Origin of the sequence: Bythopirellula goksoeyrii (assembly GCF_008065115.1) — a bacterium.
In the GTDB taxonomy this organism is placed as follows: Bacteria; Planctomycetota; Planctomycetia; order Pirellulales; family Lacipirellulaceae; genus Bythopirellula; species Bythopirellula goksoeyrii.
Genome location: NZ_CP042913.1, coordinates 2188147 through 2209130, shown reverse-complemented (window position 1 = coordinate 2209130; position 20984 = coordinate 2188147). Strand labels below are relative to the sequence as shown.

General features: G+C 54.7%; 14 protein-coding genes. 3 read left to right on the top strand and 11 right to left on the bottom strand.

All coding sequences use genetic code 11. The features are described from left to right. Positions 1-42: 42 nt before the first annotated feature. Positions 43-837 carry a 3-deoxy-manno-octulosonate cytidylyltransferase gene (gene kdsB / locus Pr1d_RS08750; protein WP_148073178.1) on the top strand — a complete coding sequence of 265 codons (795 nt, stop codon included), beginning with the start codon at positions 43-45 and terminating at the stop codon, positions 835-837. Here kdsB and Pr1d_RS08745 read toward each other — a convergent pair. The 4 genes from Pr1d_RS08745 to Pr1d_RS08730 form a co-directional block, all read right to left on the bottom strand. Then, positions 834-2414 (bottom strand): hypothetical protein, encoded by a 1581-nt coding sequence (locus Pr1d_RS08745; RefSeq protein WP_148073177.1) that lies wholly within the window; start codon positions 2412-2414, stop codon positions 834-836. The two genes, kdsB and Pr1d_RS08745, sit on opposite strands and share 4 nt — an antisense overlap. A 90-nt stretch (positions 2415-2504) precedes the next feature. Further along, a complete protein-coding gene (locus tag Pr1d_RS08740; RefSeq protein ID WP_148073176.1) occupies positions 2505-4118 on the bottom strand; it encodes a hypothetical protein in 1614 nt (537 codons plus the stop codon). After that, positions 4115-4873, bottom strand: a complete 759-nt coding sequence (locus Pr1d_RS08735; protein WP_148073175.1) for a class I SAM-dependent methyltransferase — start codon at positions 4871-4873, stop codon at positions 4115-4117. Before Pr1d_RS08735 ends, Pr1d_RS08740 begins: the two co-directional genes overlap by 4 nt. 26 nt (positions 4874-4899) lie before the next feature. After that, complete coding sequence (locus Pr1d_RS08730) at positions 4900-6198, bottom strand: glycosyltransferase family 2 protein (protein ID WP_210417928.1); 1299 nt, start codon at positions 6196-6198, stop codon at positions 4900-4902. A gap of 142 nt (positions 6199-6340) precedes the next feature. Here Pr1d_RS08730 and Pr1d_RS08725 point away from each other — a divergent pair, with 142 nt between their 5' ends. Continuing rightward, positions 6341-7378, top strand: coding sequence for an SDR family oxidoreductase (locus Pr1d_RS08725; protein ID WP_148073174.1), 1038 nt, complete (start codon positions 6341-6343; stop codon positions 7376-7378). Position 7379: 1 nt separating this feature from the next. Here the strand turns inward: Pr1d_RS08725 and asnS are convergent, their stop codons facing one another. Both asnS and Pr1d_RS08715 read right to left on the bottom strand, forming a co-directional pair. Beyond that, complete coding sequence (asnS, locus tag Pr1d_RS08720) at positions 7380-8786, bottom strand: asparagine--tRNA ligase (RefSeq protein WP_148073173.1); 1407 nt, start codon at positions 8784-8786, stop codon at positions 7380-7382. A 24-nt stretch (positions 8787-8810) separates the two neighbouring features. Next, entirely contained in the window at positions 8811-9866 is a 1056-nt protein-coding gene (locus Pr1d_RS08715; protein WP_148073172.1) for a thioredoxin-disulfide reductase, read from the bottom strand. Between the two features lie 376 nt (positions 9867-10242). Between Pr1d_RS08715 and Pr1d_RS08710 the strand changes: the two genes are divergently transcribed. Beyond that, positions 10243-12123: a carbon starvation CstA family protein gene (locus Pr1d_RS08710; RefSeq protein ID WP_148073171.1), complete on the top strand. Its 1881-nt coding sequence runs from the start codon at positions 10243-10245 to the stop codon at positions 12121-12123. A 795-nt stretch (positions 12124-12918) separates the two neighbouring features. On the opposite strand, the gene Pr1d_RS08705 is transcribed toward Pr1d_RS08710, so the two are convergent. The 5 genes from Pr1d_RS08705 to Pr1d_RS08685 all read right to left on the bottom strand — a co-directional run bounded on the left by Pr1d_RS08705 (position 12919) and on the right by Pr1d_RS08685 (position 20984). Beyond that, positions 12919-14223 carry a carbohydrate porin gene (locus Pr1d_RS08705; RefSeq protein WP_238476661.1) on the bottom strand — a complete coding sequence of 435 codons (1305 nt, stop codon included), beginning with the start codon at positions 14221-14223 and terminating at the stop codon, positions 12919-12921. A gap of 386 nt (positions 14224-14609) precedes the next feature. Continuing rightward, positions 14610-16100, bottom strand: coding sequence for an arylsulfatase (locus tag Pr1d_RS08700; protein WP_210417927.1), 1491 nt, complete (start codon positions 16098-16100; stop codon positions 14610-14612). A gap of 123 nt (positions 16101-16223) precedes the next feature. Continuing rightward, positions 16224-17798: a DUF1254 domain-containing protein gene (locus Pr1d_RS08695; protein ID WP_148076310.1), complete on the bottom strand. Its 1575-nt coding sequence runs from the start codon at positions 17796-17798 to the stop codon at positions 16224-16226. A 130-nt stretch (positions 17799-17928) separates the two neighbouring features. Next, complete coding sequence (locus tag Pr1d_RS08690) at positions 17929-19401, bottom strand: DUF1254 domain-containing protein (protein WP_168205131.1); 1473 nt, start codon at positions 19399-19401, stop codon at positions 17929-17931. Between the two features lie 53 nt (positions 19402-19454). Continuing rightward, positions 19455-20984, bottom strand: coding sequence for a DUF1254 domain-containing protein (locus Pr1d_RS08685; RefSeq protein WP_148073169.1), 1530 nt, complete (start codon positions 20982-20984; stop codon positions 19455-19457).

Sequence of the window (20984 nt, the reverse complement as noted above, 5' to 3'; positions counted from 1 at the left end):
GGCTAAGGAAACTTTCTCCCTTGGACGTTTGGGATCTTGTTCATGACTGCTTCGACACTTCGCAAATCGAACGAAAAGTGCATCCTGGTTATCCCTGCCCGCCGCCAATCGACTCGGCTTCGCGATAAGATGCTGCTAAGGGAAACGGGCAAGACTCTCCTGGAACACACTTACTCCGCTGCCCGCGAGGCCAAGAATTTAGATGCTGTGTACATCGCCACCGACGATGAGGACATTGCCACAGAGGCCCGGCGATTTGGCGCTGAGGTTGTGATGACTAGCAACGATTGCCCCAGCGGTACCGATCGCGTCGCGGAGGTCGCCCGGGCGATTCCCAACGCTGAGATCATTATCAATCTGCAAGGAGATGAACCGGAGACCGATCCCCAGGCTATCGATCAATTAGCAAGTTTGCTCAAATCGCATCCCGAGTGTGCGATGGCCACCTTGGCCGCACCAATTCGCGACCGTGAGTCCTTGGAAGATCCGGCGGCTGTGAAGGTGGTGTTCGACAATCAAGGGCGAGCGATGTATTTCAGTCGCAGCCCGATCCCGCATCCTCGCGAGTGGCACGATTCACTAGTTACTGCGGAGCCGGCAACTTTTTTTCTGCACATTGGTATCTATGCCTACCGCCGAGAGCTTCTACTGAGGTTTGCAGGTTTGCCTGTGGGCAGAACCGAACAGATCGAGAAACTCGAACAACTCCGCATTCTTGAGCAGGGTGAAGCGATTCTCATCGGCCAGATCGATCATGCAACTCGTGGCATCGACACCCCAGAAGACTACGCTGCTTTTGTTGCCCGGCATCAAGCTAGACTACCGCTCGTGGCCTAGCGATTCGAATCGTCGTAAGGCACAACCGCAGGTTCCGGGGCATCAGCCTCGAGGAGCCACACCTTGCGATCGCCGAAAAAGCCGACAAGCCGCCTATCATCCTGAGGACTCATCTCACGAGCCCAAACGATGTCCGCCGCGTCGATGTCGGCTCGATTGTAAACCCACTCGGCATTGGGATCGTGGTCGCTACCATATCGCACCATGACCAAGTCTTTTTCTGGAGTGGCCTTGAGTTGGGCTACTACGCGAGCCCGCTCCCAGCGCGTGCCATCAGCCTGCCATCCAACGTATTCTCCCAACAGAAGCCCGAGCAGCGCCACTTGCCAGACCAGAAGAATTGGAACCACACAGCGCATTTTGGGATATTGATGCATGCTAGCCCTGAGATAGCGCAAACCCTCGACAACAATCAAGAACAAGAGCGGGGCAATCGGAGCGTAGTAATGGGGATACATCCAAGGGACGGCAAGTTCGGCTAGCAAGAACACGGCCAGAGTAATCCAAACGAATCGCAAATGACGATTCTTGAGAGTCCAAGGTATCGCCAGGAGAGAAATTGCGAGTGGCCCACCGAGATAGAAACTTCCTAGGTTTCGCAATCCCGCGACTTTCGCCCGGAAGAAACCTGAAAGTGTGCGTTGCTGCTCATAATCTTGAATTCCCCAACCCGTCTGATACTCGCGCAATGCTTCATGGCGATAGGCAGGTTCTTCGGGGGTGCTTTGCCAAAGAAATAAAGGGCTGTAGCCGTAGGTTGCTTCATGAACACTATAGGGAAGCGTGAAGGGCGAACCTGTCGTCGCGTTGTTGTAGGTTGCAAGTCCGGCCAAGCCCACCGCCAAGACGAGTGTGGCAGGAAGCACAATCTTCTGGAGTGTTGTTCGCCAAGGGAATCGCTGCTCGACGAATAATTGCCAAGCCAACGCGATCGAGATCACAATGCCGACAAGAAATCCTTCATACGGCCTTGTGGCGGCCAACACGATTGCTCCTCCTGCCAGCAGGATTGCGTCGCGTGCTCTAGGACTTCGCAGGAGTCGTGGCATTGCTCCGAACATCAATGCGCCGCCTAGAAGCGGCAGCGACCCGCCCCAATAGCTGAGTGTCCAATTGAGAACAATCGACTGATTGAGGGCTACAAAGAGTCCGCCGACTAGTGCCCACCGATTGGGTAGCCAACCTCCTAGCATCCAGCAAACTGCGGCAGTCGCGAGAGCAGTTCCGATCACTGCCCCAGCAGCAGGAAACCCGCCCAGGAGTGTCCCCAAAGCGAGCAGGAGTCCTTGGCCGGGTTGGTACTTCGAAGCATAGGTTGGTTGTTGGATGACATGGATTGTCTCGAAATGCTGCCAGAAAGGATGTGGAGGATTTGCGAGCCTCCCTTCCAGGAACGTATCTGCGGCCAAGAGATAGCTGAACTCGTCATGGGCTCCTGGCTGTGGAAAACGCACCAACACGAACAGTGTGCCGATCATCAGACTCAACGCACCGACCGCACAAACCGCGGCAGTGCGGCTATGGAGCACGCAATGAGCTAACCGTGGAAGCCAGTGTTGACTGCTAGAATTGGGCATGGTGATGGTTTATTGAGTTGAGAGCTTTGAAAAGTATCAATAGTGCAGACCCGCAGGTGCAAGTATCACCCTTACATTCGGTGACCTAGTTTAGCGGCTTGCTGTGATATCCAATTTTACCTGCGGGTAATTCCACGGTCGCAAGTTCGGCGAATCGGCATCGGCTGATAAACGCCACGCCTTGCGATCGGAGAAAAACTCTCGCAATTCGAGGTCTTCCTCCTCTGACATACTGCGGGCCCATACGACCTTGGAAGCATCGATGTCGGCCTGATTGTAGACCCATTCCTGCAAGGGATCGTGGCCCGTTTCGTAGTCGACAAACACGAGTTGCTTACCCGCCATTTCGCTTAACTCAATTTGCCGGTTCTGGCGAACATACTGCCAATCATCGAGTGGCATGGTTGCATACTTCCAGGCTTCCCCCACGAAAAGGAGCATCTGCCCAACAAGTAAGAGCGCGACTGGACTTATCGGCCACTGCCACTGGTGAGTTGAAACGTTGAGATTTCGCAGGCCATACACCACAACAAGCAGAATAAGAGCAAGTCCTGGTGCCAAGTAGTGAGGGAGGTTCCAAATCGTGACCTGAGTAAGTAGCCAAAACAAGCAAAGCACAATCAGAGGCCCGCGTAGATTTCTACCTCGCCACCACAAGATTCCAAGCAAAGGAATTGCTGCGACTATCGGCAACAATATCTTTCCGAGCACTTGTAGCATTATCCACTTTGCCTGCAGGATTTGACTCAAGGATTGTTGATCGCGATAAAAAGGCATCTCCCATTCACGATGAAACTTGTCCATGGCGGGGTGACGATACTGGCGATCTTCCTGTGGCGCTTGCCATAAGAATAGGGGACACATTCCATAGGATTGATCATGCACCTGATACGGCATGACAAAAGGTGACCCTGTGACGGCCGTATTGTAGGTTGCCAAAGCCCACGTACCTGCGCCAAGGATTCCGAACATTGGTAGCAAGAATCGTAAGACAAGCGGACGCCAAGCGGGCCATCCCAAGCGTATCCAGCCGACCACCAGCCAACCTCCAGCGAGAAGGAATAGTACAACTCCCTCGAAAGGCCGGGTAACTGCTAGTATCAAGGCTCCACCCGCAAAGACTATCGCGTTTTTGATGTGCAAGGATTTTTGCAGTCGCGGGATTGAGCCAAGCAAAAGCGCGCCACCAATACAGGCCAGTGTCCCACCCCAATAGGATTGTCCCCAGTAAATCTGATAGCCTGGGAGCATCACGAGCAGGCTAGCTCCCACAACTGCCCATCGTGCAGGAACGAATCCCAACAACATCCAATAGCTGGCTAACACTCCCAGTGCGGACATAACCCAGACACCGACAATGGGTTGGTCCATCACAACCTGCCCGAGAGCCAACATCACACCTTGGCCTGGAGGATATTTTGATGCGTACGTCGGCTGATGGATAACGTGCATCGTCTCGAAGTGCTGCCACATCGGGTGTGGCGGATTCGTGAGCCGCCCCTCCGCGAACGTGTCCCCAGAGAGCAAATAGGCGAACTCATCATGCACACTTGGCACGGGGGGATGCAATTGGGAGAGCCCCCACCCGATCAACAAGCTGATGAAACAGACTAACAGTATCGATCCAGTAGGGTTGGAGCCTGCCCATCGCTTCAGCCGTTTCCGATAGTATTGGCACTCGGTGTTCTGCATTGCGTCACTCATTGCCCCTCAAGTGTCAGTGGCTTCTGCGCCAACACAAGATACTGGGCCCCGAAGGGAATTCGATGAACGAGCCATTCCAGAGGTCGCAGAGCGCGCAGTCTGTGAGGAAATAGGAACCAGGCATCAGTACGAACCGGGTTGAAACCTGAGCGGCGTAGGAGGTGATTCGCTTCGTAGGGGGAAATCGTAATGGCGTCGCGATCAAAGGGAATGCGATTCATCACCAATCTTGTGCCGGGATTCCAGGGATTGTTTTCCCAGAAGGCGAACCACCCACCCGGACGCAATGTGCGCCAAATTGTCGCAAATGCCGTTGCTCGTTCACGAGGGGGAATATGATGGAATACTCCGTTGGTGTAGACCAAGTCGAATTCCGCCGAAGGAAGCTCGTCGGCACAGTCGACGAATTGATTCGGCGAACCGGGTCGATCCTGACGAGCTCTGGCAATAGCTGCAGTCGAAGGATCGAAACCCCATATGCACTGCGGATTCAGGATTTCGTTTAGCAAGGGGGCCGCGATGCCCACACCGCAACCAAAATCAAGGACGGTGTTGATTTCGATATCCCTGGAATCAAGCAGTGCATGAGTCCATTCAATTCGACGCCGAGCGAAATACTCGGGATGCTCACCCGAAACTTGCAGTCCGGTTTGCAGGGCCTCTTCATATTCATTTGCGTAGTCGTCGAACTCTACAGGCACCGATTCGGGCAACCTTTCCGAGATAGACGTACTTGTTTCGTCGACCATGATCATGAGTGTTGCCTCGCATACGTTTGCGGCTATTTGCGACGTCCCATTCGCAGGATGCTCACGAAGAAGCTGGCAAAGATGGTTTGAAAACCGAGGGCTGCCAAGGTCACGCCGGGGATGACCCAACGCATGGTCGTGGAGTAGTCGAGTGCTCCGAAATCAGCCTTCCACCAGGAACCAGTGGCCGTCAACAGCAACCCAGTCCCCGCGCAAAATGCCAAAGTGCCTCCGATCAGACAACGCTCTAGACTCATCACTTTCAAGAAGCCGCCCAATCGAGAATCGTCGGGAAGTAGTCCCTCCGAGATGGCAAATGTCTTGGCAAACACGGCGAATTGCACCAATTGAAAACCTAAGAGTATCGAGAGACTTGCCGCCAACAAAGTATGCGCATCGAGCGTGGCCCCTAGGACACTGGTTCCCGGCATGGCTAGCAAGTACCCCACGAGTCCCACAATCGCAAGTCCGATTCCCGGAACCAAGAACAGCCAACGAGGACTGTACATCAAGAAGAACCGCAGCGTCCTCCATCCATCGCGAAAGGTCCGCAGATGGGGGGCATGGGCCTTGCGACCATCGGGATGCAAAGTCGTGGGAACTTCAGCGATGTCCACCTCGAACAGGCTGCACTTGATGATCATCTCCGTGGCGAATTCCATTCCCGTGCAGCGAAGATCGAGTCGATTGTAGAGCTTCTTAGTGAAACCGCGGAGTCCGCAGTACACGTCGTGGATTGGTGCGTTGAACATCCGCTGTACGAGCCAGGAGAACATCGGGTTACCCAACCAGCGATGCGAAGGAGGCATCGCTCCGGGTAGCACCTTGCCGCCACCACTGGGCAGCCGACAGCCTTGCACTAATTCATGGCCCGCCCGCAGTTTGTCAACAAACTTGGGAATTTCCAGGAAGTCGTAACTATCGTCGGCATCTCCCATGATGACATACTCACCGAGTGCAGCGCGAATGCCACCCATCAGAGCGTTGCCGTAACCCTTTTCCGTTACAGGCACAACTCGGGCACCCAATCGCCTGGCAATCTCTTGGGACCCATCAGTACTACCATTGTCGGCAACAATCACTTCCCCTTCGATACCAGCCCCGCGCATAGCTCGCTGGGCTTTTTCGATGCAAATTGCCAAGGTGTCTGCCTCGTTGAGGCAAGGCATGACTACCGACAATTCGGTTTCAATGGCGACCGAGTTATCACTCGCAATCGCATCGCGAACCGTCTGTTCCGTTTCCTGCAAACGCTGCAGAATTGCGTCCGCAGCCGTTTCCATTTCTGGGGTTAGGTGCGGAGGCAAAGTCTGAGGGGCAGATTGTGACATCGTAGGCCAATCGGGTGAACGAGGGGACAACAGGCTTCTCATGGAGTGGGTCAACAAACCTAGCTTTTGCAGGGGGAGAGTCAAAAACAGGCTGCTGGCTGCGTACACCAAAACACCGACAACTGCTACAATCCGTATCACTATGGCTGATACCCATCTTCATACCGATTGTGCTATCTCCCTGCCGCTGTTGATCACCGGAATCGCCGGGGTGGCGGGCTACAACGCGCTGGCCTATTTCCAAGATCGCTATCCTGGCCAAGTAATCGGGATTCGCCAGGCAGACAACTGGCCACTCACGGGTCCCGGAATCGAAGCCTGCAACGCCGAAGACCGGGATGCGCTCGTCGAATTGTTCGACAAATACCAGTTCCGCAGCGTTCTCAATTGCGCCGGCAATTGCGCACTCAAGGCTTGCGAACTCGATTCACGGCTTGCTTGGCGGACCAATGTCGAAGGGATGATCACACTGTTGTCCATCTGCTGTGATCGCGAAGTACGGTTAGTGCATACCTCGATTGATTTGGTGTATGCAGGCAGGGACCTCATGCCATTGAATTGGCCCGGCTATACGGAAAGCGATCCAACCGATCCAGTGACTGTGTACGGCACAACCATGGTGGCCGCCGAGCAATTGATACTCGATTCGATGCCAAGTGCCTGCACGCTGAGGATTTCCCTCCCGATGGGCATTAGTTTCAATGGCCACGCGGGAGCAATCGATTGGATCCAGTCGCGATTTGCCAAGAACCGGCCCGCTACACTTTACTTCGACGAAGTCCGCACACCCACCTACACCGACTGCCTGAACGGCGTGTATGAATCGCTACTGGCAAACGACGTGGCTGGGCTTTTTCATGCCGGGGGACCACGGCGACTTTCGCTCTATCAGATCGCCCAGGTAATCAACCGCGTCGGCGGATACGACCCCGCACTGTTACACGGTTGCCCACGCATCGAAGCAGGACCGATTCCACCCCGTGCGGGGAATGTAACGATGGATTCCTCTCAACTTGCGACAGCTCTCGGCTACGAGCCGTTCGATCCGTGGCCACTGGATGAGGAAATGGTACCCACCGACGACCTCTGGCATTTTGAGAGGACCGGTTTCCAAGGTTCACCGGAATTACTGGCCGAAGTGCTGTATCGCAATCCGCGGCGTGTTAACGGGGCGGCGTGAGTCAAAACTCCGCATTCCCAGGCGTTCGTGGAAACGGAATCACGTCGCGAATATTGGCCATGCCGGTGACCGCCTGCACCATGCGCTCGAGTCCCAGTCCAAACCCTGAGTGCGGCACGGTGCCGAATTTCCGCAGGTCGAGATACCACCAGTAGTCCGCCGTGTTGAGCCCCTGCTCTTCCATGCGGGCGGTCAGCACATCGAGTTGATCCTCACGCTGACTGCCTCCGATGATTTCGCCGACGCGTGGTACCAGTACATCCATCGCTCGGACGGTGCGGCGGTTCTCCACCTCGCCTTCATTCACTTTCATATAGAATGGTTTGATTGCCGCGGGGTAGTCATAGAGGATGACGGGTGCCTTCAGGTGTTTTTCGGTGAGAAATCGTTCGTGTTCCGCTTGCAAATCGGTCCCCCAGGCGATGGGGAATTCAAACTTTTCGCCAGACTTCTCCAAGATATCGATCGCCTCGGTGTAACTGAGTCGTTCAAAGTTGCGTTCTGCGATAGTTTGCAGGCTCTCCATTACGGTCTTGTCAATCCGCTCGTGGAAAAACTGCATGTCTTCCTCGCAGTTGGCCAGCACATCATTGACAATTCGCTTCAAGAACCGCTCAGCCAGATTCATGTTGTCAGTTAGCTCAAAGAAAGCCGCCTCAGGTTCGACCATCCAGAACTCAGCAAGATGCCGCGAAGTGTTGGAGTTCTCTGCTCGGAAAGTGGGCCCGAAGGTGTAAATCTTCCCCAATGCTGTAGCGTAGATTTCGCCTTCCAACTGGCCTGACACGGTGAGATAGGAAGGCCGGTCGAAAAAGTCCTGCGAGAAATCGACCGCCCCTTTGGCGTCACGGGGCACATTTTCCGGGTCAAGCGTGGTCACGCGGAACATCTCGCCGGCCCCTTCACAGTCGCTCGCCGTGATGATCGGCGTGTGGATGTAGAGGAAGCCATCCTCTTGAAAAAAATCGTGGATCGACCGACAGATGCGATTGCGAACGCGCATCACGGCACCAAAAGTATTGGTGCGCGGTCGCAAATGAGCCCACTCGCGGAGCTTTTCCATCGAGTGGCGCTTCTTCTGGAGGGGAAATTCCTCTGGATCGGCCCAGCCGTGGACGGTCACATCAGCTGCGTGTAGTTCCGTCGCCTGCCCTTTGCCCCCCGATGCCTTGATTTCACCTCGCACCGAAACACTGCAACCGGCCGAGAGATGTTTGATTTCGGACTCATAGTTGGGCAGATCGCCATCGGCAACGACCTGGATATTGGCGAGGCAACTGCCGTCGTTGAGTTCCAGAAAGCTGAAGCCCCCCTTGCTGTCGCGGCGCGTACGAATCCACCCCTGCAATAAGGCCTGACGGCCAATCGCATCGGCGAGTCTTGCCTCTCGAACGGAGAGCTTTTCCATGGCAACTTCCTTGCTCTTGTATTGTCAAATTCCCTTTGTCGCCAACCAGCGTTCGGCGTCCAGAGCCGCCATGCAACCTGTACCCGCTGCGGTAACCGCCTGACGATAGTAATCGTCGGCCACGTCTCCCGCAGCGAAGACGCCCTCGACACTGGTCTTCGTTCGAAAGGGAACAGTCCACTTGAGATATTTCTTGGCAGTCATTTCCAGTTTGCCTTCCAAGAATCGTGTGTTCGGCGTGTGGCCAATCGCCATAAAGGCGCCGGCAACTTCTTTTTCAGAAAAACTATCGTCGACTGTCGATTTAATTTTTACCCCAGTCACGCCATTCTGATCGTCGCCCAGAATTTCTTCGACTTCGCTATTCCAGAGGATGTCGATCTTGGGATTCTCTTTGGCACGATCTGCCATGATCTTGGATGCCCGCAACTCGTCGCGGCGATGCACGAGATACACAACGCTAGCAAACTTAGAAAGATAGTCACTCTCCTCGACAGCCGAGTCTCCACCGCCAACGACTACGACCGGCTTATTGCGGAAGCGAGGTAGTGCTCCGTCACATACGGCACAGGCACTCACACCGCGATTCTTGTATGCTTCTTCTGATGGAAGTCCCAAATAGTTGGCACGAGCTCCAGTGGCAATGATTACGGCATGGGCCTCGACTTCCTTACCTTCGAGCGACTTAAGCTTGAAAGGTTGGCCACTGAAATCGACTTCCGCAATATCATCCGTAACTATCCGCGTGCCGAAATTCTGCGCCTGACGACGCATCAAATGCATCAACTCGGGGCCCGAGCACCCTTCCTTCTGATGCATGTCAACGAGCCACTGATGTTCTTCGGGAAGCGACGATTTGAGGTAGGCGCTCAGGTCTCCCGCTGGGAAGCCAGGGTAATTCTCCACCTCGGTCGTTAAGGCGAGCTGCCCCAAGGGAAGCGTGCCATCCAAACGATTTTCCTCGGTGACGGCCCCTTCATACAGCAAAGGTTCCAAATTGGCGCGCGAGGCATAGATGGCCGCCGTAAAGCCGGCGGGGCCGCTTCCCACGATGACTACTTTTTCGGGCACAGCTGACATCCTTTCCTATAAAGTTCTTGCTTTCCAGTATCGAGTTGGAAATGCGAGTAGATTGTTGACTGCGGCGATTATAGGTCTCCGCGCACTGGTCGTAAACCAATCCCCCGGACGATTGGGGAGAAGTTCAAATCGAGTCCGTACAAGTGGCAAAATGACCAAGGTTCAATTGCCAAGGACCAATTCTGGCAGGTAACCCCAGTGTTATGGTCATTGGGCATTAAAATTGGGTATTCAAGGGAGGAGCCCGACTCTACGTTTCCTTCGCCTTGCTGTTTGTGTTTCTCCATCAGACCTGGGGTGGTATTATGATAATGCAAGCCAAAGGTCTTATTGCTTTTGACAACATTCGTTCCATTTTCATTACTGCTTATTATTCATGGATACTCTGCTCGTCGCCCTTGGTTCCTTTCTGGGATTCATCATTGCCTATAACACTTACGGCCGCTGGCTGGCTCGGAAAGTGTTTGGAGTCGATCCCCAGGCGGTGGTCCCCAGTCAGGAATTGCGGGACGACGTCGATTTCGTACCGACCCGCCGGAGTGTCATTTTCGGGCATCATTTCACCAGTATCGCCGGCACGGGACCGATCGTGGGGCCCGCGATCGCCGTCTTCTGGGGCTGGTTGCCGGCACTCTTATGGGTCGTCTTTGGGTCGATTTTCATCGGGGCGGTCCATGATTTTGGCGCATTGATGGTCAGCCTGCGCAATCGAGGGCAAACGGTCGGAGAAATTGCTGGCCGACTGATCTCACCTCGAGCCAGCGTCATTTTTCTGTTGATCCTGTTTTTCGCACTCACCGTTGTCTTGGCTGTGTTCGGGCAAGTGATCGCGTCAATCTTTTCGATCTATCCCCAGTCGGTACTCAGCGTATGGCTGTCGCTGCCATTGGCGGTAGTGATTGGGCTGTGGTGTTGCCGACACGGTGGCAATTTGCTACTTCCCTCGCTGGGGGCCTTGGGCTTACTGTACTTAGGGGTCGTAGTCGGTGCCGATTCGCTTCCGATCAACCTGCAGCAATGGCTCCCTGATGTCGCCGATCACCCGCTCGTGGGAAATAGTACGGTGGTCTGGACCGCGATTCTGTTCGTCTATTGTTTTTTCGCCTCCGTGCTGCCGGTGTGGCTGTTGTTGCAACCACGTGATTACATTAACAGCTTGCAACTGGTTGTTGCCTTGCTGCTGTTGTTATGCGGTATGTTCGCAGCGGGACTGTCAGGGCATGCGGGACTCGTGGCCAGCGCGCCGGCAGTCGCCAAGGAAATCCCCGCAGGCGCACCGCCGATCTGGCCGTTCCTATTCATCACAATAGCATGTGGAGCCATCAGCGGATTTCACTGTTTGGTTTCTAGTGGGACCACTAGCAAGCAAGTTGCCTCAGAGAGCGATGCTCTCTCGGTGGGATACGGCTCGATGCTCTTGGAGGGAGCGCTAGCTGTTCTGGTGATTCTCGCCTGCTGTGCTGGAGTCGGCATGGGAAAATTCGATCGCCAGACAGACGGCACGTATCAAGTCGCAGTAAACTCGGCAGGCAGCCCGATCCTCGGCAGTGATGCCTGGCATCTCCGCTACGATTCCTCAGGAAGCTGGAGCAATTTTCGACTCGGCCAAATGGTGGGAGCTTTTGTCGACGGAGGGGCCAATTTCCTCAGTGCCCTGGGAATCGCCCAACGCTATGCCATCGCCCTCATTGCCATGCTGGTTGCCTGCTTCGCTGCCACCACGCTCGACACGGCTACCCGCCTGCAACGCTACGTTGTCCAAGAGTTGGCCGGCGTAGTCAAATTTCCGCCACTGGCCAATAAGTACGTAGCGACGACAATAGCTGTAGGGTCCGCCTTGGGGTTGGCACTCATGCGCGGCCCGAGCGCGCCCGGGGGACCACCCGCCCCCTACGGCACCGGCGGACAGTATCTCTGGCCCCTATTCGGTGCGACCAACCAACTGTTGGCCGGGCTGGCTTTCATGGTAACCGTGTTCTATCTGGCCCGCCGCAACAAGCCCGTGTGGTTCATCGTGCTGCCAATGGTCATGATGATCATCATGCCCCTCTGGGCACTGCTGTGGAACATGTTCAACCCATCCAGCGGCTGGTGGCAACAAGGCAACTATCTACTCTTTTCCGTCGGCACGGTCACGATTCTATTGCAGATATGGATGGTGGCCGAGGCACTGCTTGCTTGGCCGAAGGCGAAAGGAACTTTAGAGGAAGCCTTGCCGCCGTTGCAATTGAGGGGTATTGGTTCGGCATCGGGCTGACACCGGCCGAGTTGCTATAAGAGATGTGAGGACCAGTGCAGCAGGATTTTGCGCTAAGGGCCCCTTGGTTCCAAGAATGGACATGCTGCGACAGGACAGCGGAGAGCCGTTCGAGACCCATGACGAGATCTCATGAGCGCGCAATCGTTCCAATCTAAGCGACACAGCACACGCACACCTGGTGCACGGACGTGAGACCAGCGCGGAACGTAGACAAACAGGAACAACTTGTGGTCAATGTGGTGGCGCATCTACCGAGGTAGTCAACACCGCCAGCAGTTGGGCAACAGGCTAAGCTGCTGAAGTTGGTCCAACTTCTTTCAGTTCCGGAATCTGCGAGTTGCAGTCGGTGGCGCGACCGCTGCGCCAGCTAACTTCCATTTCCTGCGGAGGTCGTGAACACCCCCGCTAGTTGCGCGGCGAGTTCTTGATGGTATCTGGTGGCCCCTGGAGCGGATTCGTCGGGCGATGAGCGCCATCATATGGACTGCAAAATCGCCTGGACTGCCTGCCGGCCGCAGGTGATTCAGCAGCTGCTGTAACAGTCCCAGATTCATTGGCGCGCTAGACTCGTAAGTCCACGTCTTAAACTGAAGATCATGATGATCGTGCGCCGACGAAGACTGGTCATCGGGTGACGACTCATGCGAGTGCTCCACTCCAAGCAACACCTCCATCGGAATCCGGCCGAAAGTCGCGTCGAAGATTTGCACCGTCGGTTTGACTTCTCGAATCTACTGTTTGACCTCAGCTAGAGTGGTCGACATGGATCGTCGGTCGGTTGCGAAGGCCGGATTAGAAATCGATCTTGGCTCTCAATCCAAACATCAGCAGTGTATCGGCACGCTCGCGCGACGGTTCGACGACTTGCAGGTCTGCCGTGACGTGGCACCAGGGGGTCACGCCAACGTTGTAAAACATCTCGACACCCTTCTCGTCTCGAAGTGGCAACAGAATTGGAGCCAACTGTTTCAATGGTTCGCTGACACCGGTGTAGAAGTAGCCGATTCCGAAGGTGTCCTGCGGACGATTGCCCAGTGGATTCGAACCACCGATACCTATGTTCGCAGCCCAATTAAATGGATTTGGATTATCGTCTGCGATCCCGAGGTTTCCGAAGACACCCCAGGAATGCGTTGGATCATCCGGCGAAACGTAGAGAGCCTGGTCAAATGCGTACGCCAGTAACCACGAACCAGTTTTGTCAGGGTTTGCCAAAACCAGTCCCCCGCTCGGGTCAAAATAGGGATTGGGATCGAGGTTGTTATACGTCCCGCTACTGTACAATCCATAAACCATCTGATGCCCTGGCTTGTTCAGAAACTTTGTCGGCAAGGTACCGGAAACAAACGTCGACACTCCATTATCGAAGAACGTATCAAAGCCACTCACTGTCGGCGTATTATTGGTATCGTAGACGAACGCCGAAAAGACAGCTTCCTGGTTTTCATCGAGTACGACCATTCCGGCCCCGAAACATGAGTACGGAAACGCCAATACAAGGACTGGATTGAAACACAAGGCAAGGTTTTGAAACCCGTCTATACCGTTTGCTCCTCCGGTGAACGGCTGAACAAAACCATCGAGTGTGTTGATTTTTCCGGCTTGCACCAAGACGGATTCACTCAGTGCCTGCGTAAAAGTTACGTTCGTGAGCGCCGTGACCGAGCGATTTCCGTCGGGTAGTATTTGCGCCGTGCTGACTGGCAGAATTGTTCCAGAAAATTGGTTGATCGAGCTGCCAAACACCGACTCACCGTGCAGGTTGAACGTCAGACCATCCCATAAACCAACCTTTTTACCATCGATGCTCAGGAGCATATCGACCCGGCCGCGGTATCGGAATGTTTGCTCGAGTCCGCCGGTTGTAATGCCCGAGTAGAAATTGGTGTTGTAGATGTCCCACGTGTAACCTTTATCCTCAAGGCACGACCTCAGGCCACACCAGTCCCCGGATAAGGTTGAGCGTTCCCACCATGAGCTACCACAGTCTGACGCCTCGAACAGTGAATCGCAGGAAGCGTCGCACTGCGCCGCCGCTTGTTGGGGTAAGCATGCGGACAGACAGACTTGCACGCCGATGAAAAGTCCGAGAGTCAACAGAAGTAGCTTTTTTTGATGTGAACCTAGCAGGGCTTCGCTTCCTTGCGATCAAAGTTGATTTCGACGTGACTGGTAGTGGCTGTGGCTTCCAGCCGCAGATTACTGGGGCAAGATGCTCCGGTCTCTTTCCAAAAAACAAATACCAAGTTACGCGCACGTACTCTCGCGCAACCCGTCGTTCAGTCGCTATCGTCACAATTGATACGACGATGCAGATTGATGGACGATCAGCAGTCTGAAAGCGATCTGCGGACGCGGTTATTCCGACTAGGCAACCTTGTCGGGCGGGAAACGCGAAACCTCTTCATCGAAGGTGCTTAGAACCAGCGGGAAATAACTGTCGTAGTGCAAGCTGCCAGCCTGTGCTACGACTTCACGCTTTGCTATTTGTTTTGCTTCGCTGGAACGTATGGGTCCGGTGTACCTGGCTTGATCGGTGGTTCTGCAGCCAGCGATTTTTCGTGCTCTACGAGGATTGGGCCCAATCCCCATCGGTACCACAGACGCCCCGCCATCTGCTGGGTGACGGGATACTCTTCTTTGGGATCGGCAAAGAGGTTGTAGAAGTGGGGCATCGGGAAGACGTTCAATTTTCCTGTTCCCCGATCGCCCTCCAATTCCTTGAACAGCATTTTGTAGTTTCGCCACTTCACGCCGTGGACATCGTTTCCGACATACACAACAAAACCTTCACGTCCGGACTCCTCTGACTTTCCAAGCAGGAAATCAGAGACATCGATACCATCAATCACGCGATCCTGCGGCACCTTGCCTCCTGCAATACTCGCAAAAGTCGTGAAGAGATCGAACTGGTGAACGATCTCGTTGGAGACTTTGCCGGCCGGCACCTTACCGGGCCAGCGGATGATAAACGGCACCCGCAACGAACCTTCCCTGCCCGTAAAATAGGAACCGCTCCAGGGCCCATTCCAGCCAGCGTAACCCGGTACCATTTCGCCTCCGTTGTCCGCTGTGAAAATGAAGATGGTATTCTTCGCGATCTTGTTATGTTCGAGCGTATCGAGCAATTCGCCGGTGTAGGCATCAATCTGCATCAACACATCGCCCCAATTGCCGTTTCCGCTTTTCCCTTCGAACTCTTTGCTAGGAAGATTTGGCATGTGCGTCTGCGTATACGGCAGGTACAGGAAGAACGGCTTGCCCGCCTTCGCCTGACGCCCAATGAAGTCCTTGGCATGGTCGGTAACTTCCCGGTCAATCTCTCGCCTTGCCGGAATGTCATACACCTTGACCGCTTTTACCGGAGAGCCTTTCCTGGCCGTGTAGATGTGCTCTTCCTTGATCATCGGATTCTTGCCGGTTTTCTCCGCCAGCTTTGCATACTTTTGGAAATCCTGCTGAGCGGGCCAGAGGCTTTCATCCGTTGAATTCGGAATCCCATACCATTCGTCAAATCCCTGGTCGGTAGGGTAACGCCCTTCCGACTGCCCAAGATGCCACTTGCCGAACATGGCGGTCGCATAGCCGGCATCGCTCAACATTTCCGGCATCGTGTATTCCCACTGAGTCAAACCGTAGTCGGCGACGGAAAGCGGCACCGAACCATTCCCCGTGCGGATCGCGTAGCGACCGGTCATCAAAGCCGCCCGACTGGGCGTACACTGTGCCTCGACGTTGAAATTCAACAACCGCATCCCTTCGCCAGCCAATTTGTCGATGCGTGGCGTGGCCCCGCCTCGGAGAATACCTCCGCCATAGCATCCCAGTTCGCCATAACCGAAGTTGTCCATGTTGATCAGGACGATGTTGGGCTTGGAGGCCTCTTCCTCGGCCACCGCATTCTGCGTAACACTCAGACCTGCTGCCAGCAGGCAGGACCAGGCGAGTATCATTGTTTTCATTTTGGTTTTCATTTTGGTTTTTCCTTTTTGCCAGAATTCAGGTGTCGGTGGTTGTTGAACACCGACACCTGATAGGGTTATTGTGGCCTCCAGCCGCAGCGTTCTTTCTCAACCGGGGCTCGAAGCCCCAGCCACTTACTTCACGAGCTCCAGTTCGCTCGGACGCCAGGTCTTGTTGAGCCACGGCTCGAGCGGGCCGTACATTCGCAGAATGATGAACCAGCTTTTGCCAGGGATCGTCTGAATCCAATTTCCCTCTTTGCCCGCGGGCGTTGTCGGTGAGAAGTAGATGTCGAAGGAACCGTCGTCGTTGGGTTTTACTTTTCCGCTCAGACTGTTCACGCCGGCGGTCGGCTGATCCGTTTGCAGCATGCTGCGGGTCTGCGGGTCATAGATCGTTACCGACCAGTTGTCCTTGGCCGGCACGTTCGGAGGCAGGTGCAACGTGTAGGTTTTGGCGCCATCAAGCGGTTGATGATTCGCATCCATCCCGGCGATCCCGTAATCGGAACCTGCGCCAGGCTTGGTAAGCGCCATCGCGGGAGTCACGCAAATGGCGTTGTAGTGTAACCATAAACGCGCGTCGATTCGCCGAGCTCCGTCCTTGAGGAAGAAGCAGTCTTTGCCCGCGTATCCCATCACCCACTCGCTGTTGTCGTCATAGATACGAGCGCCCGGATCACGAGGATAGACAGTGTTGGCTCGAGCATAGGCGTTGCCAATCGCCACGGCTTCGGTGAGCAGTTTCTTCATGCGTGCGTCCGGTTTGAAAGGCTGCCCCTTGACGATGCCGATACCCGCCATCAAGCCGCGAGTCTCTGCGTCGATGAAGGAGATTGGTTCCTTTTGGATCACCTCGTTCAGTCGCTCAAAGTAGCTGAAGTCGTTCGGGGGAATCGTGTTGTAGTGCTTCCCCGTCATGTTCGTGAACTCCATCTTGGGAGGGTTGTCTTTCTTTGCCAGCGGGTAAACCTTCAAGTTGTTCTTGACGTTGTCGGCAGCCTTCTTGACGTCGGCCGGGTTGGTCACACTTCCCCGGACATAACCTCGCATAAAATTCCACACCACGTAGCTGGTGGATTTGACCACGAAGTAGCCTTCCGGCACGTCTCCTTCGTAGCCCGGCGGCAACACCAGGTATTTTCCACCCTTACCCTTGTCCGGACCGGCGGCTCCCATGTCGCTGAGGTAACGCATGTCGCCGTCATCGAGGATTCCCAACACATCGGGCGGAATCTCGATCACAGTCGGGCCGTCCTTCTCAAGATCCAGAAATCCCCAGGTGTACAGCGACGTATTGTTGAAGGTGAGCACCAGCACTTTGGAATCAGCCAGCTGCTCCCAGATCAGGATCTGATTGGAGTTACCCGCATTCATGTCGCGGCTTCCCTGCAGCAAACTATAGGTGGATACCGCAGGGAGCATGTTGGTATAGACCATCACCGCGCGGGCTCGGTCCATGTAGTCGTAGACGCTCTCCTTGGTGTCGCCGATCGGAATGCCATCGAAGAACTGCAATTCGCCAATCGGCGTTTGCACCTTGTCAGTAGTCGTGATGTCCTTCGGAATATCCGTGGTCATCTTCATCTCAGGCCTATGCGTGTCCTTCGTTTCTTGAGCGACAGCCAGCCCGGTCGTTGCACACAGAATGCCTGTCATCAATAGCGTTGCTACAACAAGCCCTGATTTCGTATGGAATATTTGTTTCATGTTCATGGTCTTTACTCTGGTATTAGTTTTTTTGACTTAGGTGTCTTTACGTGGCTGTGGCTTCCAGCCGCAGTGTCCTCCTAACTAAATTGCGGCTGGAAGCCACAGCCACGTTAGTTTCCGGTATTGCCTATTTCACTTGCTCAATCTTGCTCATCGGGAACGTTTGGTCGAAGTAAGCTTGCTCTGGGCCATAGAGCCTCAGGTAAACGAAGAAGGACTGGCCTTTGTTCGTCTGAATCCAGTTCACTTCCTTGCCCTCGGGCGCTGTTGGACCGAAGTAAATATCAACCGATCCGTCGTCGTTCTTGAGGAGACCTTCCGTGCGGGATGAACGATCCGACCGCTTGGTTTCGTTGCGGATGATCAATCGATTCTCGATGTCATAGACGGTAACCGACCAGAAGTTGGCTGCCGGTGGATTGGGGCCGACGTGGAGCTTGTAGTTGTTGCCCCCCATCAGTGCATTGCCGTCGGCATCGTAGTAACTGCCCAGATAGGCTGAGCCTTTACCTGCCACCCGCGAGACCATGCCGGCCGACGTGGTGGTCGCCTCAAAACCGTAGGATGCCCGCTCGTTGAACTGCGAGTAGGTCGGCAGATCGATTTTCGGATTCATCCCGGCCATCGCGTCTTCAAAACCGGAATCCTTGCCATAGAGTGATGTTGGGAACATCTCCCTGGTTTTGTTGAAGGAGATCGCTTGCGACATGGCCATACCAACGTCCAGGCCTTGCTGCAAAATCTCTTTCTGCTGAGCAGTCGGTTTGAAGGGTTTGCCTTTTTCGATTCCGAGGTCCTTGAGCCAGGCGTAGAAGAAGCGGTCGCGGTCTGCCATCGGCTCGCGTTGCACGTACTCGTTGACCAACTCCCAAAAGCGCATATCGCGCGGTTGAGTGTTCAACTCGACCTTGTCACCCGACTTGGGCGCGTACTTGATAAAACTCGTTTTCGGCGGATTCTTTGCTTCCGAAAGCTTGTAGGCTTGAACGGCCGTCCTCAACTTCTTTGCTTCGTCCCCTGTGCCGAGCGCCCGGTAGAAGTAAAGCACCAGGAAGGTATTGGACTGGACGATTTCACCTTTGAAATCCTCGGGCGCCTTTTGACCGGGACCCAGCAGTAACAGGGTCTCCGGTTTACCCGAACCGATCTCCTTGATCGGCTGCATCCAGGCGTCGTTGACCACGCCGTAGATTTCTCCAGCGGGAAGATCGAGTACCACAGGTCCGGTCTTTGACAGGTCCGACATTGCGATCGTGTAAGGCGTGGTCACGTTCGCGGTCATGTACGGATAGACGCCATCGTAGCCGTCACACAAACTGAAGAAGACGTCGTTCTCACTCATCTTCTGGTTGCTCAACATCGCCGGATAAAGCGTGTTGAAGTTCATCATCGGCATCGCCCAAGTCACCAGTTGGGTGGCCCGCTGCTGAAGAATCCGGCGATGCAAAAGCTCAGCCGTCTCCTTGGTAATGGTTTGGCCCTGAAATTCAAGATCACCCAAATAGGTTTCCTGGACGGTTTGAGCCGAAGCTCGTGACAGCATGGTGCTGCAAGCGATAACTGCAACCAATCCTGCGATAAATCGTGTTGGTATTTTCATGGTTTTCTTTCTTAGTAATTCGTTCTGTGTTTGTACTTGCTGTCTTTCTTGACTTACTTCAGCAACTCGAAGTCGTTGAGGACCCATGACTTTTCGATGTAGCCTTCCAGTGGGCCATAGAATCGGAAGACCACGAAGAATCCCTTGTCAGGATCTGTCTTAATCCAGTTCTTTTTGCCTTCAGGCATTGTCGGGCCGAAGTAAATGTCTACTGAGCCATCCTCATTGATGTCGGGTTTGCCCGTGCTGCCGACGTTTATGTTTCCTCCCGAACCGAGCAGGCTTCGGCTGATTGGGTCATAGGCAGTTACCGCCCAGAAGCGTTTGACAGGCGGATTGGCCGGCACGCGCAGTCGATAGTTCTTGTCACCGAGTAGATAGACGCCGTTCTTGTCCCTGAACGCGGTCAAGTAGGAAGTGCCAACGCCTGCTGTTGTCGAAAGCAGATTCGGTGAAACGCAAATGGCCTGATAGTGCCAGAGCGTCCGGGCGTCGATGTCGTCGTGACCGTCATCGACGAACTCGGTGTTGCGGATGAACATTTTTTCCCAGTGCCGGTTCGGCCAATACTTAATCTCCGGATCGCGCGATGCGTAAACGATCGCTCGCGACATGGCGACGCCTTGCTTGGCTGCCGTGTCGAAGATGCCTTGCATGCGTTCGTCCGGCTTAAAGGGCTTGCCCTTTTCAATGCCCAACGTGGCCAGTCGGCCCAATAATTCCTTGTCGAACAATTCGGTTGGCTCGTACTGGATGATCTCGTTCAACATCGTGAACACGGAACCGTCTTCCGGAGGCAGAGTATTCGCACCCATCCCGGAGCAATTGACGGCGGTATGTTCGCGGGGCCCCGTAGCCAAAGGGTAAACCTTGAGACGATCCTTGAACCATTTCACGGCCTGATCGCCATTGCCAACTTCGCCGAAGCCGCGCATCATCGCCCAGATCCGGTAGCCCGGTGAGCGGAACACAAAATAGCCGTTCGGAGCTTCGCCTTTGTAACCTGGAGGCAGGAAGAGATATTTGCCGCCCTTGCCCTTGTCCGGTCCGGTGGGACCGAAGTCGGTGAGGTATTTGAAAGCAGCGTCGTTGGCATTGCCATACATTCCCGGCGGGATCTCCACGACGGTGGGGCCGTCAACTTTCAAGTCGATGGAGGCAAAGGCGTACACCGTGATATTGTTGCCGGTCAGGTAGTTCTCAGTCGGTGTCATGAAATCGGCCATGACGCCGACGTCCGAAGCGGACTTGAACCCGAAGTCGCGAATCTGCGATTTAACGATGCTGTAGAGCGAGAGCGACGGATAGAAATCCATATACGCCTGAGTGGCCCGCTGCCGATCCATTTCATCGTAGATCTTTTGCGTCGAGGCTTCTGTCGGAAACGCACCGCCTTCAAACTCCAGCGTGCCGAATTTGGTTTCCATCTTGTCGGGTGCCGGTTTGAAATCTTTGGCTGTCTGTTTGCTGCCCGCCGACTCAAACAGATTCCTTTCGCCGGATTGCTGCGCAAAAGCGGGTGCCACCAGGCTGACCGCCAAAAGACCAGCAGCGATTGTGACGCCGAGCTGTTTCGATTTCAT

Bases quoted from the DNA above. Each gene is read 5' to 3' on its own strand.
- kdsB (WP_148073178.1), top strand. From the start codon at position 43: ATGACTGCTTCGACACTTCGCAAATCGAACGAAAAGTGCATCCTGGTT.
- Pr1d_RS08745 (WP_148073177.1), bottom strand. From the start codon at position 2,414: ATGCCCAATTCTAGCAGTCAACACTGGCTTCCACGGTTAGCTCATTGC.
- Pr1d_RS08740 (WP_148073176.1), bottom strand. From the start codon at position 4,118: ATGAGTGACGCAATGCAGAACACCGAGTGCCAATACTATCGGAAACGG.
- Pr1d_RS08735 (WP_148073175.1), bottom strand. From the start codon at position 4,873: ATGATCATGGTCGACGAAACAAGTACGTCTATCTCGGAAAGGTTGCCC.
- Pr1d_RS08730 (WP_210417928.1), bottom strand. From the start codon at position 6,198: ATGTCACAATCTGCCCCTCAGACTTTGCCTCCGCACCTAACCCCAGAA.
- Pr1d_RS08725 (WP_148073174.1), top strand. From the start codon at position 6,341: ATGGCTGATACCCATCTTCATACCGATTGTGCTATCTCCCTGCCGCTG.
- asnS (WP_148073173.1), bottom strand. From the start codon at position 8,786: ATGGAAAAGCTCTCCGTTCGAGAGGCAAGACTCGCCGATGCGATTGGC.
- Pr1d_RS08715 (WP_148073172.1), bottom strand. From the start codon at position 9,866: ATGTCAGCTGTGCCCGAAAAAGTAGTCATCGTGGGAAGCGGCCCCGCC.
- Pr1d_RS08710 (WP_148073171.1), top strand. From the start codon at position 10,243: ATGGATACTCTGCTCGTCGCCCTTGGTTCCTTTCTGGGATTCATCATT.
- Pr1d_RS08700 (WP_210417927.1), bottom strand. From the start codon at position 16,100: ATGAAAACCAAAATGAAAACAATGATACTCGCCTGGTCCTGCCTGCTG.
- Pr1d_RS08695 (WP_148076310.1), bottom strand. From the start codon at position 17,798: ATGAAACAAATATTCCATACGAAATCAGGGCTTGTTGTAGCAACGCTA.
- Pr1d_RS08690 (WP_168205131.1), bottom strand. From the start codon at position 19,401: ATGAAAATACCAACACGATTTATCGCAGGATTGGTTGCAGTTATCGCT.
- Pr1d_RS08685 (WP_148073169.1), bottom strand. From the start codon at position 20,984: ATGAAATCGAAACAGCTCGGCGTCACAATCGCTGCTGGTCTTTTGGCG.